The 938-nt window shown below is 69.5% G+C and carries 1 protein-coding gene and 1 pseudogene; both read left to right on the forward strand.

All coding sequences use genetic code 11. From position 1 onward, the window contains the following. The first annotated feature begins 3 nt into the window (after positions 1–3). Positions 4–672: a two-component system response regulator AfsQ1 gene (afsQ1, locus tag KUM32_RS39265; protein WP_254406744.1), complete on the forward strand. Its 669-nt coding sequence runs from the start codon at positions 4–6 to the stop codon at positions 670–672. Then, positions 669–938, forward strand: a pseudogene (locus KUM32_RS39270) (two-component sensor histidine kinase); the annotation flags it as partial. The gene afsQ1 and the pseudogene KUM32_RS39270, both read left to right, overlap by 4 nt.

A 938-nucleotide genomic window follows, 5' to 3' on the forward strand; every position in this document is an offset into this window, starting at 1 on the left:
TTCCTGTTGCTGATCGAGGACGACGACGCCATCCGCACGGCCCTCGAACTCTCCCTGTCCCGCCAGGGCCACCGTGTGGCGACGGCGGCCACGGGAGAGGACGGCCTCAAGCTGCTGCGCGAGCAGCGGCCTGACCTGATCGTGTTGGATGTGATGCTGCCCGGTATTGACGGCTTTGAGGTGTGTCGCCGCATCAGGCGCACCGACCAGTTGCCGATCATCTTGCTAACCGCGCGGAGCGACGACATCGACGTCGTGGTGGGCCTTGAGTCCGGCGCGGACGACTACGTGGTCAAGCCCGTGCAGGGGCGGGTGCTCGACGCCCGCATCCGCGCCGTGCTGCGCCGCGGCGAGCGGGAGGCGAACGACTCGGCGTCGTTCGGCTCACTGGTGATCGACCGCTCCGCGATGACCGTCACCAAGAACGGCGAGGATCTCCAGCTCACCCCCACCGAGCTGCGACTCCTGCTGGAGCTGAGCCGCCGCCCGGGGCAGGCGCTGTCCCGACAGCAGTTGCTGCGCCTGGTCTGGGAGCACGACTACCTCGGTGACTCGCGGTTGGTCGACGCGTGCGTGCAGCGGCTGCGCGCGAAGGTCGAGGACGTGCCCTCGTCACCGACGCTGATCCGCACGGTGCGTGGGGTCGGATACCGACTGGACACCCCCCAGTGACGGACGGGCCCAGTCGGGTACGGGGCTGGGCTGCGGGAATTCTGCGGTGGATGAGCCTGCGGTTGCGGCTGATGCTCGTGTTCGCCGTGGTCGCCCTGGTCGCCGCCGTCTCGGCGTCCGGCATCGCGTACTGGCTGAACCGTGACGCCGTCCTGAACCGGACGCAGAACGCCGCGCTCGACGACTTCCACAAGTCCCTCGAGGACCACACCGGGACCCTGCCGCTGGAGCCGGACTGCGACGCGCTGGACGCCGCCGCGCAGCAC

The sequence above is a fragment of the Streptomyces sp. AC627_RSS907 genome, assembly GCF_019049165.1.